This window comes from Pseudomonas sp. 3JA, from assembly GCF_036961705.1.
Classification (GTDB): Bacteria; Pseudomonadota; Gammaproteobacteria; order Pseudomonadales; family Pseudomonadaceae; genus Aquipseudomonas; species Aquipseudomonas fluorescens_Q.
Genome location: NZ_JBAMDJ010000015.1, coordinates 40724 through 54074, shown reverse-complemented (window position 1 = coordinate 54074; position 13351 = coordinate 40724). Strand labels below are relative to the sequence as shown.

13 protein-coding genes are annotated in these 13351 nt (G+C 62.2%); 8 read left to right on the top strand and 5 right to left on the bottom strand.

The window, feature by feature from the left end:
* Nucleotides 1-21: 21 nt before the first annotated feature.
* Genes rsmD through V7773_RS13895 form a run of 3 tightly spaced genes read right to left on the bottom strand, consistent with a single transcriptional unit; the run spans nucleotide 22 to nucleotide 3471 of the window.
* Nucleotides 22-633: a 16S rRNA (guanine(966)-N(2))-methyltransferase RsmD gene (gene rsmD, locus V7773_RS13905; RefSeq protein WP_092150048.1), complete on the bottom strand. Its 612-nt coding sequence runs from the start codon at nucleotides 631-633 to the stop codon at nucleotides 22-24.
* Nucleotides 633-2123, bottom strand: coding sequence for a M16 family metallopeptidase (locus V7773_RS13900; protein WP_336073900.1), 1491 nt, complete (start codon nucleotides 2121-2123; stop codon nucleotides 633-635). The genes rsmD and V7773_RS13900 overlap by 1 nt, the downstream gene beginning before the upstream one ends.
* Nucleotides 2116-3471, bottom strand: a complete 1356-nt coding sequence (locus V7773_RS13895) for a M16 family metallopeptidase (protein ID WP_336073899.1) — start codon at nucleotides 3469-3471, stop codon at nucleotides 2116-2118. The genes V7773_RS13900 and V7773_RS13895 overlap by 8 nt, the downstream gene beginning before the upstream one ends.
* A gap of 344 nt (nucleotides 3472-3815) precedes the next feature.
* Here V7773_RS13895 and ftsY point away from each other — a divergent pair, with 344 nt between their 5' ends.
* The 4 genes from ftsY (at nucleotide 3816) to rpoH (ending at nucleotide 7904) form a co-directional block, all read left to right on the top strand.
* Complete coding sequence (gene ftsY, locus V7773_RS13890; RefSeq protein WP_336073898.1) at nucleotides 3816-5249, top strand: signal recognition particle-docking protein FtsY; 1434 nt, start codon at nucleotides 3816-3818, stop codon at nucleotides 5247-5249.
* Nucleotides 5246-5917 (top strand): cell division ATP-binding protein FtsE, encoded by a 672-nt coding sequence (gene ftsE, locus V7773_RS13885; protein ID WP_003177474.1) that lies wholly within the window; start codon nucleotides 5246-5248, stop codon nucleotides 5915-5917. The genes ftsY and ftsE overlap by 4 nt, the downstream gene beginning before the upstream one ends.
* Nucleotides 5914-6936, top strand: a complete 1023-nt coding sequence (gene ftsX, locus V7773_RS13880; RefSeq protein WP_063323955.1) for a permease-like cell division protein FtsX — start codon at nucleotides 5914-5916, stop codon at nucleotides 6934-6936. Before ftsE ends, ftsX begins: the two co-directional genes overlap by 4 nt.
* A gap of 113 nt (nucleotides 6937-7049) precedes the next feature.
* Nucleotides 7050-7904, top strand: a complete 855-nt coding sequence (gene rpoH, locus V7773_RS13875) for an RNA polymerase sigma factor RpoH (protein WP_003177476.1) — start codon at nucleotides 7050-7052, stop codon at nucleotides 7902-7904.
* Between the two features lie 180 nt (nucleotides 7905-8084).
* Here the strand turns inward: rpoH and mtgA are convergent, their stop codons facing one another.
* Nucleotides 8085-8807, bottom strand: a complete 723-nt coding sequence (gene mtgA, locus V7773_RS13870; RefSeq protein WP_072346198.1) for a monofunctional biosynthetic peptidoglycan transglycosylase — start codon at nucleotides 8805-8807, stop codon at nucleotides 8085-8087.
* Nucleotides 8808-8880: 73 nt separating this feature from the next.
* Between mtgA and V7773_RS13865 the strand changes: the two genes are divergently transcribed.
* Nucleotides 8881-9252: a DUF423 domain-containing protein gene (locus V7773_RS13865; protein WP_092150057.1), complete on the top strand. Its 372-nt coding sequence runs from the start codon at nucleotides 8881-8883 to the stop codon at nucleotides 9250-9252.
* 23 nt (nucleotides 9253-9275) lie between these two features.
* On the opposite strand, the gene V7773_RS13860 is transcribed toward V7773_RS13865, so the two are convergent.
* Entirely contained in the window at nucleotides 9276-11243 is a 1968-nt protein-coding gene (locus tag V7773_RS13860) for an acyltransferase family protein (RefSeq protein ID WP_336073897.1), read from the bottom strand.
* A 262-nt stretch (nucleotides 11244-11505) separates the two neighbouring features.
* Between V7773_RS13860 and thiS the strand changes: the two genes are divergently transcribed.
* The 3 genes from thiS to trmB are packed head-to-tail and all read left to right on the top strand — an operon-like array spanning nucleotide 11506 to nucleotide 13290.
* On the top strand, nucleotides 11506-11706 hold the full coding sequence (thiS, locus tag V7773_RS13855) for a sulfur carrier protein ThiS (RefSeq protein WP_018609493.1): 201 nt from the start codon (nucleotides 11506-11508) through the stop codon (nucleotides 11704-11706).
* A gap of 54 nt (nucleotides 11707-11760) precedes the next feature.
* A complete protein-coding gene (locus V7773_RS13850) occupies nucleotides 11761-12555 on the top strand; it encodes a thiazole synthase (RefSeq protein WP_003177480.1) in 795 nt (264 codons plus the stop codon).
* Nucleotides 12556-12564: 9 nt separating this feature from the next.
* Entirely contained in the window at nucleotides 12565-13290 is a 726-nt protein-coding gene (trmB, locus tag V7773_RS13845; protein WP_336073896.1) for a tRNA (guanosine(46)-N7)-methyltransferase TrmB, read from the top strand.
* Nucleotides 13291-13351: the final 61 nt, after the last annotated feature.

Below are 13351 nucleotides of genomic sequence, written 5' to 3'. Positions count from 1 at the left end.
CTCGATGCACTGGTCAGCCGTTCAGTCAATGTCCTTTGCCAAACGCTGCCACAACGCGTAATACACCCGTCCGGATTTCTGCTCGCGATGCAAGCGCCAATTGCCCGGCAAGCCCAAGGTGGACGGGGCGGTCTCGCTTTCAGTGTAGACCCAGGCATCCTCGGCCAACCACTGACGTTCCTCGAGCAAGGTGCAGACCGTCGGCAACAGGTTTTGGTTGAAAGGTGGGTCGAGGAACACCAGGTCGAAAGGCGTTGCCGGTTGGCTGTCCAGGTAGCGCAGGGCGTCGGCGGTCTGCACCTGGCCGACGGTGCAGCGCAGGGTGCCCAAATGTTCTTTCAGGCTGGAGACAGCCAGGTTGCTGGCGTCCAGCGCCTGGCCCATGGCGGCGCCACGGGACAGGGCCTCGAGAAACAGCGCGCCGCTGCCGGCGAACGGGTCGAGCACCCGGGCACCCGCCACGTAGGGTGCGAGCCAGTTGAACAGGGTTTCGCGCACGCGGTCCGGGGTGGGGCGCAGGCCCGGGGCATCCGGGAAGCTCAAGCGCCGGCTGCGCCATTCGCCGCCGATGATACGCAACTGGTTCACACCGTTATGCACGGGTTTCTTGCTGGAATTCGATGGGCGGGCCATTAGTGCTCCGGAACTCCGAGCGGCTGCTCGGCAGGTTTGTCAGTGGGGGGCGGCAGCGGCTTTTGCGGCACGCTCGGGCCGGCGGTGACGATGACCATTTTGTCGGTGCTCAGGTGCTTGTTCAGCGCGGCCTTGACCTGATCGACCGTCAGTTCCTGGGACTGACGCATGAAGTCCTCCAGGTAGCTCAGCGGCAAGTCATAGAAGCCCATGGCGCCAAGCTGGCCGACGATATCGGAGTTGCTGGCAGTGGACAGCGGGAAACTGCCGGCCAACTCACGCTTGGCGTCGTCGAGTTCTTTCTGGGTGGGACCGTTCTTGAGGTAGTCGGCGAACACGTCTTGCACCAGTTTCAAGGTGCCTTCGCTCATCTCGGCGCGGGTCTGCAGGTTGATCATGAACGGGCCCCGGGCCTGCATCGGCGTAAAGCCGGAATACACACCGTAGGTCAGGCCACGTTTTTCCCGCACCTCGGTCATCAGTCGGGTACCGAAACCACCGCCGCCCAGAATCTGGTTACCCAGGGAGACGGCGGCAAAGTCCGGGTCGTCCCGGTCGATGCCCAGTTGCGCGAGCATCAGGTTGGTCTGCTTGGATGGAAACTCGATGTGCTGGACGCTTGCTTTCGGCTCCACCGGCGCCGGGGTTTTCGCCAGGGCCGGGCCCTTGGGCAGCGCAGCGGACACCTGGCTGGCGACCGCTTCGGCCTCGGCGCGGGACAAATCCCCCACCAGCGCGATCACCGCGTTGCCGGCGGTGTAGGCCTTGGCGTGGAACGCCCGGGCCTGGGCCAGGGTGATCGCTGGGATGCTTTGCGCGGTGCCGTCGCTGGAATGGGCGTAGGGGTGATCGCCATACAGGCGCTTCATCAGTTCCAGGCCCGCCAGTTTGCCGGGATTCTGTTTCTGGTACTCGAAACCGGCGAGCATCTGGTTCTTGATGCGAGCGAAGGAGTCGGCAGGAAAGGTCGGTTTGCCGACGACTTCGGCGAACAGCTTCAACGCCGGCTCACGCTTGTCGGCTGCGCTGAGGCTGCGCAGGGACGCCACGGCCATGTCGCGATAGGCGCCGTTGCCGAAGTCTGCACCGAGGCTTTCGAAACCTTGGGCAATGGCGCTGACGTCCTTGCCGGCCACGCCTTCGTTGAGCATGGCGTTGGTCAGCAGCGCGAGGCCGGGAGCGTCGCCGTCCTGGCTACTGCCGGCGGCGAAGGTCAGGCGCAGGTCGAACATTGGCAATTCGCGGGCTTCGACGAACAGCACCTTGGCGCCGTCGGCGGTTTTCCAGGTTTGCACGTCGAGCTGGCGGTGGCTGGGGGCTTTACCGTCCAGTTCCGCCAACGATTGCAGCTTGTTGCCGGACTTGGCGTTATCCAATGCCTGGCTGGCGGTGACGTCGGTGGTCGGCGACAGATAGAACGCCAGGGCGCCGGCCAAGACGATGAGCGCCAGGCCGATCAATACCGGGCGCCGTGATTTGCGCTCACTCATGAGCTTTCTCCTCGGGCAGGACATGCGCAACGCTCAGGCGCGAGCGGGTGAAATACAGCTGGGCTGCCTTCTGGATATCTTGTGGAGTCACGCTTTGCAGTTCAGCGAGTTCGGTGTCCATCAGCTTCCAGGACAAACCGACGGTCTCCAGCTGGCCGATGGCGGTGGCCTGGCTGGTGATCGAGTCGCGCTCATACACCAGGCCGGCGATGACCTGGGCGCGCACACGCTCCAGTTCTTCGGCGGTCGGGGCGGTGGTCTTCAGTTGATCGAGCAAGCGCCAAAGCCCTGCCTCGGCCTGGGCCATGGTTTTGTTTTTCTGGGTATTGGGCGCCGCCGACAAGGTGAACAGCGAATCCCCACGGGTGTAGGCGTCGTAGTTCGACGAGCCGCCGGACACCAGTTCTTCGCCGCGCTCCAACTGGGTCGGGATCCGACCGCTGTAACCGCCGTCCAGCAAGGCGGAGATCAGTCGCAGGGCATTGACCGAACGCTTGTCGGTCGCCGTGGCGATGCTCGGGACGTTGAAGGCCAGCATCAGGCTCGGCAGTTGGGTCTGTACATGCAGGGTGATCTGGCGTTCGCCGGGTTCGGCCAGCTCCAGGGGAATCTTTGCGGTCGGTACGTCACGCCGGGCCACCGGACCGAAATAGCGCTGGGCCAGGGCCTTGACCTCATCCGGCGTCACATCGCCGACCACCACCAGGGTCGCATTGTTCGGGGCGTACCAGGATTCGTACCAGTGGCGCAGCTCGCCGACGGTCATCCGGTCCAGGTCGGCCATCCAGCCGATGGTCGGCGTGTGATAACCGCTGGCCGGGTAAGCCATGGCCTTGAAGCGCTCGTAGGCCTTGGACATGGGCTTGTCGTCGGTGCGCATGCGGCGCTCTTCCTTGATCACTTCGATCTCGCGGCTGAACTCCTCCGGCGGCAGGCGCAGGCTGGCCATGCGGTCGGCTTCCAGTTCGAAGGCCACGCCCAGGCGGTCGCGGGCCAGTACCTGGTAATAGGCGGTGAAGTCATCGCTGGTGAAGGCGTTCTCTTCGGCACCGAGGTCGCGCAGGATCAGCGACGCTTCGCCGGGACCGACTTTTTCGCTGCCCTTGAACATCATGTGCTCAAGGGCGTGGGACAAACCTGTCTGGCCGGGCGTTTCGTAGCTGGAGCCAACCTTGTACCAGACCTGGGAAACCACCACCGGCGCACGATGGTCTTCGCGCACGACGACTTTCAGGCCGTTGTCGAGGGTAAATTCGTGGGTGGGTTGTGGATCGGCAGCCAAGGCTGAAAAGGGCAGCCAAACTGTGCTGAGCAGCAGGCCTGCGGCGCGGCGGGCAAGAGCATTCATTCGTGTTTAAACCTGTTGGGTTGCCTGCTTGGCCTTAGCCTCAGCAGGCGAGGAGGTGCTAGGATACTGATCCGTTTTACTGGCGGCCACGCCTATCGGGCCTTTTATCGGCCCGGGGTTGTCTGGGTTCCCCGGAGAAATGTCGGGTTTACTCGTTGATCCCGGCGTTTTCGCCGATGATGCCGTACCAGTCCTTCGAAAAAATCGACTTTGGGGCGTCCTGGGGACGCTTCGACAAAATGTTGCGCGTGAACAAGCTGGATGAAACGCAGTCTGTTCAGCATTGAATATTTATCACCGAGGCGCCCTTGTGGCGCGTCGCTACCGTGAGATAGCCGTCCTCCATGTTTGGTTCCAACGACGACAAGAAGACCCCAGCTGCGGCTGGCGAGAAAAAAGGCCTGTTCGGATGGCTGCGCAAGAAGCCGCAGGAAACCGTCGTCGAACAGCCACAACCGCTGCCTGAATCCGCCGCCGAGGCAGTGGCCGAAGAAACCGCGCCCATCGTCCTGCCGATTGCTGAGCCGGTGCTGCAACCGGTCGAGCCTGAGCCCGTTGTCGAGCCGGTGGCCGAGCAGCCGCTGACCCCGCCCGCCGAGCAAACCCCCTGGCTGACCTTGCCGGTGGCGGAAGAACCGGTCGCGCTGGTCGAGGAAGCGGCGCCGCATGTCACCCCGCCGATTCCAGCGCCGACGCAGGTTGTCGAGGCGCCAGTCATCAACGCTGTCGTTGAGCCGCCGGTCGCCGTCGTTGCGCCCGTGGTTGCGCAAGCCGCACCTGAGTCGGCACCTGCGCTGTTGGAAACCATCGCCCCCGTCGAGCCCGTCCGTAGCACCGAGGAAAACAAGGTCGGTTTCTTCGCCCGCCTCAAGCAGGGCTTGTCCAAGACCAGCGCCAGCATCGGCGAAGGCATGGCCAGCCTGTTCCTGGGCAAGAAAGTCATTGATGACGAATTACTGGAAGACATCGAGACCCGCCTGCTGACCGCCGACGTCGGTGTCGAGGCCACCTCGGTGATTATCCAGAGCCTGACCCAGAAGGTCGCGCGCAAGCAGCTGACCGACGCCGATGCACTGTACAAATCCCTGCAGGGCGAGCTGACCAGCCTGCTCAAGCCGGTGGAAAAACCGCTGGTGATCGCCTCGCAGAACAAGCCGTTCGTGATCCTGGTCGTCGGTGTCAACGGTGCTGGCAAGACCACTACCATCGGTAAGCTGGCCAAGAAGCTGCAGCTCGAAGGCAAGAAAGTCATGCTGGCCGCCGGCGACACCTTCCGCGCCGCCGCCGTCGAACAGCTGCAAGTGTGGGGCGAACGTAACAAAATCCCGGTCATCGCCCAGCACACCGGCGCCGACTCCGCCTCGGTGATCTTCGACGCCGTGCAGGCCGCCAAGGCCCGTGGCATCGATGTGCTGATCGCCGACACGGCCGGTCGCCTGCACACCAAAGACAACCTGATGGAAGAACTGAAGAAGGTGCGCCGGGTGATCGGCAAGCTCGACGCCGACGCGCCGCACGAGGTGCTGCTGGTGCTGGACGCCGGTACTGGCCAGAACGCCATCAACCAGGCCAAGCAATTCAACCAGACCGTCGAACTGACCGGGCTGGCCCTGACCAAACTCGACGGCACCGCCAAGGGCGGGGTGATTTTCGCCCTGGCCAAGCAGTTCGGCCTGCCCATTCGCTACATCGGCGTGGGTGAAGGCATCGACGACTTGCGCACCTTTGAAGCCGAGCCCTTTGTCCAGGCACTGTTTGCCGAACGGGAGCATTCATGATTCGTTTCGAACAGGTCGGTAAACGCTATCCGAACGGTCACGTCGGCTTGCATGAGCTGAGCTTTCGGGTCCGTCGGGGCGAGTTTCTGTTTGTCACCGGCCATTCTGGCGCCGGTAAAAGTACCTTGCTGCGCCTGCTGCTGGCGATGGAGCGGCCCTCCACCGGCAAACTGCTGCTGGCCGGCCAGGACCTGAGCACCATCAGCAATGCCCAGATCCCCTACCTGCGGCGGCAGATCGGCGTGGTGTTCCAGAATCACCAGTTGCTGTTCGATCGCACCGTGTTCAACAACGTGGCGTTGCCGTTGCAGATCCTGGGCCTGTCCAAGGCCGAGATCATCAAGCGCGTGGACTCGGCCCTGGAGCGGGTGGCCCTGTCGGACAAGACCGACTTGTACCCGGGCGACCTGTCCACGGGTCAGCAACAGCGCGTCGGCATCGCCCGCGCCATCGTCCATCGCCCGGCCTTGCTGCTGGCGGACGAACCCACCGGTAACCTCGACCCGCGTTTGGCTGCGGAGATCATGGGCGTATTCGAAGACATCAACCGCCTGGGCACCAGCGTGCTGATTGCCAGTCACGACTTGGCGTTGATCGCGCGTATGCGTCACCGCATGCTCACGTTGCAGCGTGGACGCCTGATTGGTGACGGGGAGGCTGGCGTATGAGTGCTACTCGCAGCCCGAAAGTGGCCGAACGCGTGGCCCCGAAGGCCTCCGATCCGCAGCCGCAAAAGAAAAAACGCGACGATGATGACGGTCCGGACTTCGCCACACTGTTGCGCGCCTGGATCGAAAGCCATCGTGCCAGCCTGCTGGACAGCCTGCGGCGCCTGGGCAAGCAACCCATTGGCAGCTTCTTTACCTGCATGGTGATGGCGGTTGCCCTGAGTCTGCCCATGGGGCTGTCATTATTGCTGAACAATGTGGAGCGCCTGGGCGGTTCCTGGCAGCGCGCGGCGCAGATTTCCCTGTACCTGCAGATGGACGCGAGCCCCGGTGAAGGCCAGGCGCTGCGCGAGCAGATCAAGGCCATGCCGGGCGTAGCCGATGCCGAATACATCGGGCGCGAACAGGCGCTTGAGGAGTTCCAGCAGCAGTCCGGCCTGGGCGAAGCCCTCAAGGAGCTGCCGGAGAATCCGCTACCGGGCGTGGTGCTGGTGACGCCGAATGAGGTCGACAAGCCGACCCTTGAAGCATTAAGACAAAGACTTTCCGAGTTGCCGAAGGTACAACAGGCGCAACTTGATCTAGTCTGGGTCGAGCGTCTTGCGGCGATCCTCAAGCTCGGCGACCGGTTTGTCTTCGGTCTGACGGTGCTGCTGGTTTCTGCATTACTTTTGGTGATAGGCAATACCATTCGTCTTCATATTGAAAACCGCCGCACCGAGATAGAAGTGATTAAACTCGTCGGCGGTACGGACAGTTATGTACGCAGGCCCTTCCTTTATATGGGGGCGCTGTATGGCTTCGGTGCCGGGATTCTATCCTGGGGCGTATTGGCGTTTGGCCTGGACTGGCTGAACGATGCGGTTGTGGGGCTGGCCGGTTTGTACGGCAGTGATTTTGCGCTGGCCGGAGTGCCAGTCGCCGACGGTCTATCGCTCTTGCTTGGCGCGGTGCTGTTGGGTTATATCGGTGCATGGATTGCGGTCGCACGCCACTTGCGTGAGCTTGCGCCAAAATAGAGTTTTTTTGCGCGTATTGACCTTTCGGTTTTTGTGGGAACTTGTCCTACGGTTCCCGGTCAATTTTCGCAGTGCTGAACTGCACGAGTTATGTGAGTCGGAGGTTTTTTCGTATGACCACTTCTTTGCAACCTGCTTATGCTCTGGTCCCGGGTGCGAACCTGGAGGCCTATGTGCACACGGTGAACAGCATTCCATTGCTGACCCCCGAGCAGGAGCGTGAACTGGCCGAGAGTCTCTATTATGAGCAGGATCTTGAGGCGGCTCGGCAGATGGTGCTCGCCCACCTGCGTTTTGTCGTACATATCGCCCGCAGCTATTCCGGCTACGGGCTGGCCCAGGCCGACCTGATCCAGGAAGGCAACGTCGGCCTGATGAAGGCGGTCAAGCGCTTCAACCCGGAAATGGGCGTGCGCCTGGTGTCGTTTGCCGTGCACTGGATCAAGGCGGAAATCCACGAGTTCATCCTGCGCAACTGGCGCATCGTGAAAGTCGCGACCACCAAGGCCCAGCGCAAGCTGTTCTTCAACCTGCGCAGCCAGAAGAAGCGCCTGGCCTGGCTGAACAACGAAGAAGTCCACCGCGTGGCTGAAAGCCTGGGCGTAGAGCCGCGGGAAGTGCGCGAGATGGAAAGCCGCCTGACCGGCCATGACATGGCCTTCGACCCGGCCGCCGAAGCGGACGACGACAGCGCCTTCCAATCGCCGGCCAACTACCTGGAAGACCACCGGTACGACCCGGCACGTCAACTGGAAGATGCCGACTGGAGCGACAACTCCAACACCAACCTGCACGAAGCCCTGGAAGTGCTGGACGAGCGCAGCCGCGACATCCTCTACCAGCGCTGGCTGGCCGAGGAAAAAGCCACGCTGCACGACCTGGCGCAGAAGTACAACGTGTCGGCCGAGCGGATTCGTCAGCTTGAGAAGAGCGCGATGAACAAGCTCAAGGTGTCGATTGCGGCTTGACCTGCGGCAATGGCCTTAAAAAACGCCCCGATCAGCGATGATCGGGGCGTTTTTGTTCGGGCTTGATAGTTTGAATTCACTGCCAATTCTGTTGGAGCGAGCCTTTGTGGCGAGGGAGCTTGCTCCCGCTGGGCTGCGTAGCAGCCCCAAGCATTTGCCTGACACACCGAGTCGTCGGGGCTACTGCGCCCAAGGTGCTCGCCGCGAATCATTGAGCCCCAGCAAATAACTGTCGCCCCCCAACTGGCTCATCTGCTGGCGAATCCAGCTCGCCCTGCGCAGCACGTAAGGGCTCGGCCGGCTGGCGCTCCATTTCCGCGGGTTAGGCAAGACCGCCGCCAACAGGCTGGCCTGCTGCCGGGACAACGCGTCGGCGCTGACGCGAAAATGATGCCGTGCTGCGGCTTCGGCCCCGAACACACCGTCATCCCACTCGACGCTGTTGAGGTACACCTCGAGGATCCGCTGCTTGGGCCAGAACACCTCGATCAGTGCGGTGAACCAAGCCTCGAGCCCCTTGCGCAGCCAGCTGCGGCCCGACCACAGGAACAGGTTCTTGGACACTTGCTGGCTGAGGGTGCTGGCGCCGCGAATCGAACCGCCACGGCCGTTGTGGACGAACGCCGCCTGGATCGCGCCGATGTCGAAGCCCCAGTGCTCGGGGAATTTCTGGTCTTCGCCAGCAATCACTGCCACTTTCAGGCTATCGGAGATCTGGTCCCAAGGCTGCCAGGTGCGCTGCAGGTCGATGGGTTCGCCGCCGAACCAGGATTCAACCTTGCGCTCGATCATCAGCGCCGTGAACGGCGGCGGCACCACTCGAAACAACAGCACGAGCACAACGCTGCCAACGGCGAACCAGAGCAGGGCTTTAAGGAATCGTCGAAACAGTAAACGCAGCATAGAGATGGCTTGGCCGAACCCGTCGAGCGGGCCATTATACAGACCCTGCCCACCGAGTCTGATTGGAGTTCTCATGTTGCGTAGCTTTCTGATGCTGGCTGCTTTTTTCGGCTTCACGGGCGTGGCACTGGGAGCATTTGCCGCCCACGGCCTGAAAAACCGCCTGAGCGCCGAGTACCTGGCGATTTTCCACACCGGGGTCACCTATCAACTGGTGCATACCCTGGCGTTGCTGGGCGTTGCGCTGCTGGCCACGCACATCCCCGGGCGCATCGTCACTTGGGCCGGGGTCTCCTTTGTGGTGGGCATCCTGTTGTTCTCCGGCAGCCTGTACCTGTTGACGCTTACGGGCATCAGCAAGCTGGGCATCATCACACCGTTCGGCGGCGTGGCGTTCCTGATCGGTTGGCTGTGCCTGGGTCTTGCCGCCTGGCGCCTCGGTTAACGGTGCCGACAATTTGCACGCTTTCAGCCATTGAGCAGGGCTTTCATGAAAGAAGGCGCAAGGAGGCGATTGCCATGGCCGCTGAGGTGGTCACCGTCGCGAAAAATCGGTTTGTCGTCGCGATAGGCCGAACAAGTCGGGCCTGGACACAGCAGCGGCAGCGGATCCCAGATGCGTAGCATCGAATATTGACGGGCCAAGCGGTCGAGCAGCGCCATTTGAGCTGCCCGTAGCTGATCAAGTCGATCTCGCGTGATGGTGAGCCCGGGGGTGCAGATCGGGTTCATCCGGTTGAACCAGTCCGAGCAGCGATAGGGCGGGGCTTTGAACAGCGGCATGGGCGCATTGATCAGCACCCGCACCTCGGCAGCCATCAAGCGCCTCAGGACCGTTTCAGCAGAAATCCGAGCCTCCTCCATCTTCCCGGGCGTGAGCTCAGCAAGCACGTCATTGAACACGGTTTCCTCGCCCCGTGCCCATTCGCGCCCTGCCAGCTCCGGCATGCGTAAAGAGGCGAGAAAGACGATATCACCCGGTTTGGCCCGCGCCTCGATGTCGCGCAAGGCCTTTTCCCGGGCTGGGGCGCAGGCACCCTGTGGGTCGGGTGCGATAAGACTGGCCACCGGGCAGCCGCCGCGCTCGTATTCCACGACCCTGATGCCGAGTTGTCGTGAGGCGAGGCTCAGCATTGTGCGATAGGCCGCTGCGTGCGAATCACCGAAAACAAACAACTGGCGACCCTGCAATGGCGAGTCATTGATGGATTCGCTGGCCGGCCGTTGCGGTAGCCGCCTGGAGAACCAGGTGTAGGCATCGCGGGTCTGGCTCAGTGACACGGCTTCGGGGTTTTCGCTGACCCAGCGCGCACCTGACCATGACAGGGCGAGCGCGCAAAGCCCTGAGGTAATGGTGATCCAGGCGCGGCGTTGGAACATCGAATCGCCGGTGCGCAGCGGGGTCTCGACCCAGTGATAGGAGGCAGCAGCCAATGCCATGACGATCACCGGGTAGGCCAATTGCACGACCAGCAGCTCCAGGCCGGTGGTCCAGCGCAGGAGCGCCAGAACCGGCCAATGCCAGAGATACAGGGAGTAGGACAGCCGGCCGATGTAGGTCGCGGGCGACGATTGCAGCAATCGCAACAGCCGCGATGAGGGCGCGGTTTCCTGCGCCACGGCTGCAATGATCAACAGCGTGCCCGAAACCGTGATGAGCGCCCAGGGGAAGGGGAACTGTCTTTCATCGGCGAGAAACAATCCGCTGGTCACCAATGCGAGTCCGCCGAGCAAGGCGACCTGGGATACGAAAGGCGATGTTGGAGCGAGGCGTCCTGTTGCGATCATCTGGAAGAGGATCGCTCCTGCGGCCAACTCCCAGAATCGACTGGGCAGCAGATAGAAGGCTTCAAGAGGGTGGTCCCGTGTCTCAAAGGCGCTATAGGCCAGTGATACCAGCGCCAGCAGAGGCAGCAAGGTCCAGACCAGTTTGCTGCGCTCCCGGTAGCGCAACCAGAGGAAATGGATGAGGGGAAAAACCAGGTAGAACTGCTCTTCTACCGCCAGGGTCCATGTGTGGGTGTAGGGGTTAAGCTGAGTGGAAGGTGAGAAGTAGGTGTCGGTGTTCCACGCCAGCACGAAGTTGCTCAGGCCGAAGAAGGCGGCCAGCCCGGTGCGGTCATTCTGGGCGCTGAGCCAGGCTTGCGGCACGAACATCGCCGAGAGCATCCCGCACACCAGCAGCATTGATAGCAAGGCCGGCACGATACGCAGGAATCGTCGGCGATAGAAATCCGCCAGATAGGCCACGAAGCTCAGGTTGGCGCGAGCGGACAGCGACTGGCTGATGACGTAGCCCGAGATGACGAAGAAGATATCGACGCCGGTAAATCCACCGGGCAAAGCCTTCAGAAAGTCGGCGTGGAAAATGATCACGCTCAGGACTGCAAATGCGCGCAAGCCGTCGATGGCGGGAATATGCTGAGTGCTGGCCACAGGCGCCTCTCGTGGTTCTTCCTTTTGTGAGATTCATTTGGAGGCAAAGAATATAGGTGGGGTATGGCGCGGCTTGAACCGTGAAGTTGTTTCAGGGTTAGTCCCCGTTTACGACACGGGTGGTTGAGGTGCGTCCTGAAAGCCGGGCCTTGCCGCCGGGCGGCTGGGCTGACCGGGCGGTCCATTTCATGACGAATGGCTTGGGTCCCCCAGACTGATCGGGCTAGAATGCCAGCCCCTAAAAATGATGGCGGCATCCGGCATGCGCATTCAGTTGAACGGCGAACCCCTTGATCTGCCCGACGGTGAAACCGTTGCGGCCCTGCTGACCCGTCTGGAACTCACCGGGCGTCGGGTGGCGGTGGAACTCAATCTGGATATCGTCCCGCGCAGCCAGCACGCCGAAACCACCTTGAACGACGGCGACAGCGTCGAAGTGGTCCACGCCATCGGCGGCGGCTAGTCGCCTCGGTTTCGCAGCCTTTCGCAAGAACCTCACCCCAACAGAGGATTTCCCATGAGCATCGTTCGTAGCGACAAGCCCTTCGTCCTGGCCGGTCGTACCTACCAGTCGCGCTTGCTGGTAGGCACCGGCAAATACCGCGACATGGAAGAAACCCGCCTGGCCATCGAAGCCTCGGGCGCCGAAATCGTGACCGTCGCCGTGCGCCGGACCAACATCGGCCAGAATCCGGGCGAACCGAACCTGCTGGATATCCTGCCGCCGGATCGCTACACGATCCTGCCGAACACCGCCGGCTGCTTCGATGCCATCGAGGCCGTGCGCACCTGCCGCCTGGCCCGTGAACTGCTCGACGGCCACAACCTGGTGAAGCTGGAAGTGCTGGCGGACCAGAAAACCCTGTTCCCCAACGTGATCGAAACCCTCAAGGCCGCCGAAACCCTGGTCAAGGAAGGTTTCGACGTGATGGTCTACACCAGCGATGACCCGATCATCGCCCGCCAGTTGGCGGAAATCGGCTGCATCGCGGTCATGCCGCTGGCCGGCCTGATCGGCACGGGCCTGGGAATCTGCAACCCGTACAACCTGCAGATCATCCTGGAAGAAGCCAAGATCCCGGTGCTGGTGGATGCCGGTGTCGGTACCGCCTCCGACGCCACGATCGCCATGGAGCTGGGTTGCGAAGCGGTGTTGATGAATTCCGCCATCGCCCACGCCCAGCAGCCGATCCTGATGGCCGAAGCGATGAAACACGCGATTGTCGCCGGTCGCCTGGCGTACCTGGCTGGCCGCATGCCGAAAAAACTTTACGCCAGCGCCTCCTCGCCGCTGGATGGTCTGATCAAGTAAGAGCCATTGATGACTGAATCGAACGACACGCCGGTCCTGCCGGAAGAAGGCGAAGAGCGCCAGCACCGCCGCATCAAGAGTTTCGTGATGCGCGCCGGGCGCATGACTGAAGGCCAGCAGCGCGGCCTGGAGCAGGGTGCGCCGCTGTTTGTCCTGCCGCTTGCCGATGCGCCGGTAGATTTTGACCAGGTGTTCGGCCGCTCGGCCCCGCGCTCGCTGGAAATCGGCTTCGGCATGGGGCATTCGTTGCTGGAAATGGCCGCCGCTTCGCCGGAGCAGGATTTCATCGGTGTGGAAGTCCACCGTCCCGGTGTCGGTGCGCTGCTCAACGGCGTGCTGACCCAAGGGCTGACCAACCTGCGGGTCTACGATTGCGACGCCATCGAAGTGCTCAACCGCTGCGTGGCCGACAACAGCCTCGACCGACTGATGCTGTTCTTTCCGGACCCTTGGCATAAAAGCCGTCACCACAAGCGCCGTATCGTCCAGGCGTCGTTCGCTGAGCTGGTGCGCAGCAAGTTGAAGGTCGGTGGTGTGCTGCACATGGCCACGGACTGGGAACCCTACGCCGAATACATGCTGGAAGTGATGAACGTCGCGCCGGGCTATCGCAACCTGGCCGAAGACGGCAAGTACGTCCCGCGCCCGGCTGAACGGCCGATCACCAAGTTCGAGCGCCGTGGCGAGCGGCTGGGGCATGGGGTTTGGGATTTGAAGTTCGAGAAGTTGGCGTAAAACCCGAAGATCCTGTTGAAATGGGATCTCCTGTGGGAGCGAGCTTGCTCGCGATGGCGGC

Excerpts from the sequence above, each read along its gene's own strand:
- ftsY (WP_336073898.1), top strand. The coding sequence starts at position 3,816 with ATGTTTGGTTCCAACGACGACAAGAAGACCCCAGCTGCGGCTGGCGAG.
- V7773_RS13900 (WP_336073900.1), bottom strand. The coding sequence starts at position 2,123 with ATGAGTGAGCGCAAATCACGGCGCCCGGTATTGATCGGCCTGGCGCTC.
- thiS (WP_018609493.1), top strand. The coding sequence starts at position 11,506 with ATGCGCATTCAGTTGAACGGCGAACCCCTTGATCTGCCCGACGGTGAA.
- V7773_RS13850 (WP_003177480.1), top strand. The coding sequence starts at position 11,761 with ATGAGCATCGTTCGTAGCGACAAGCCCTTCGTCCTGGCCGGTCGTACC.
- trmB (WP_336073896.1), top strand. The coding sequence starts at position 12,565 with ATGACTGAATCGAACGACACGCCGGTCCTGCCGGAAGAAGGCGAAGAG.
- V7773_RS13895 (WP_336073899.1), bottom strand. The coding sequence starts at position 3,471 with ATGAATGCTCTTGCCCGCCGCGCCGCAGGCCTGCTGCTCAGCACAGTT.
- mtgA (WP_072346198.1), bottom strand. The coding sequence starts at position 8,807 with ATGCTGCGTTTACTGTTTCGACGATTCCTTAAAGCCCTGCTCTGGTTC.
- ftsX (WP_063323955.1), top strand. The coding sequence starts at position 5,914 with ATGAGTGCTACTCGCAGCCCGAAAGTGGCCGAACGCGTGGCCCCGAAG.
- rpoH (WP_003177476.1), top strand. The coding sequence starts at position 7,050 with ATGACCACTTCTTTGCAACCTGCTTATGCTCTGGTCCCGGGTGCGAAC.
- V7773_RS13865 (WP_092150057.1), top strand. The coding sequence starts at position 8,881 with ATGTTGCGTAGCTTTCTGATGCTGGCTGCTTTTTTCGGCTTCACGGGC.
- ftsE (WP_003177474.1), top strand. The coding sequence starts at position 5,246 with ATGATTCGTTTCGAACAGGTCGGTAAACGCTATCCGAACGGTCACGTC.
- rsmD (WP_092150048.1), bottom strand. The coding sequence starts at position 633 with ATGGCCCGCCCATCGAATTCCAGCAAGAAACCCGTGCATAACGGTGTG.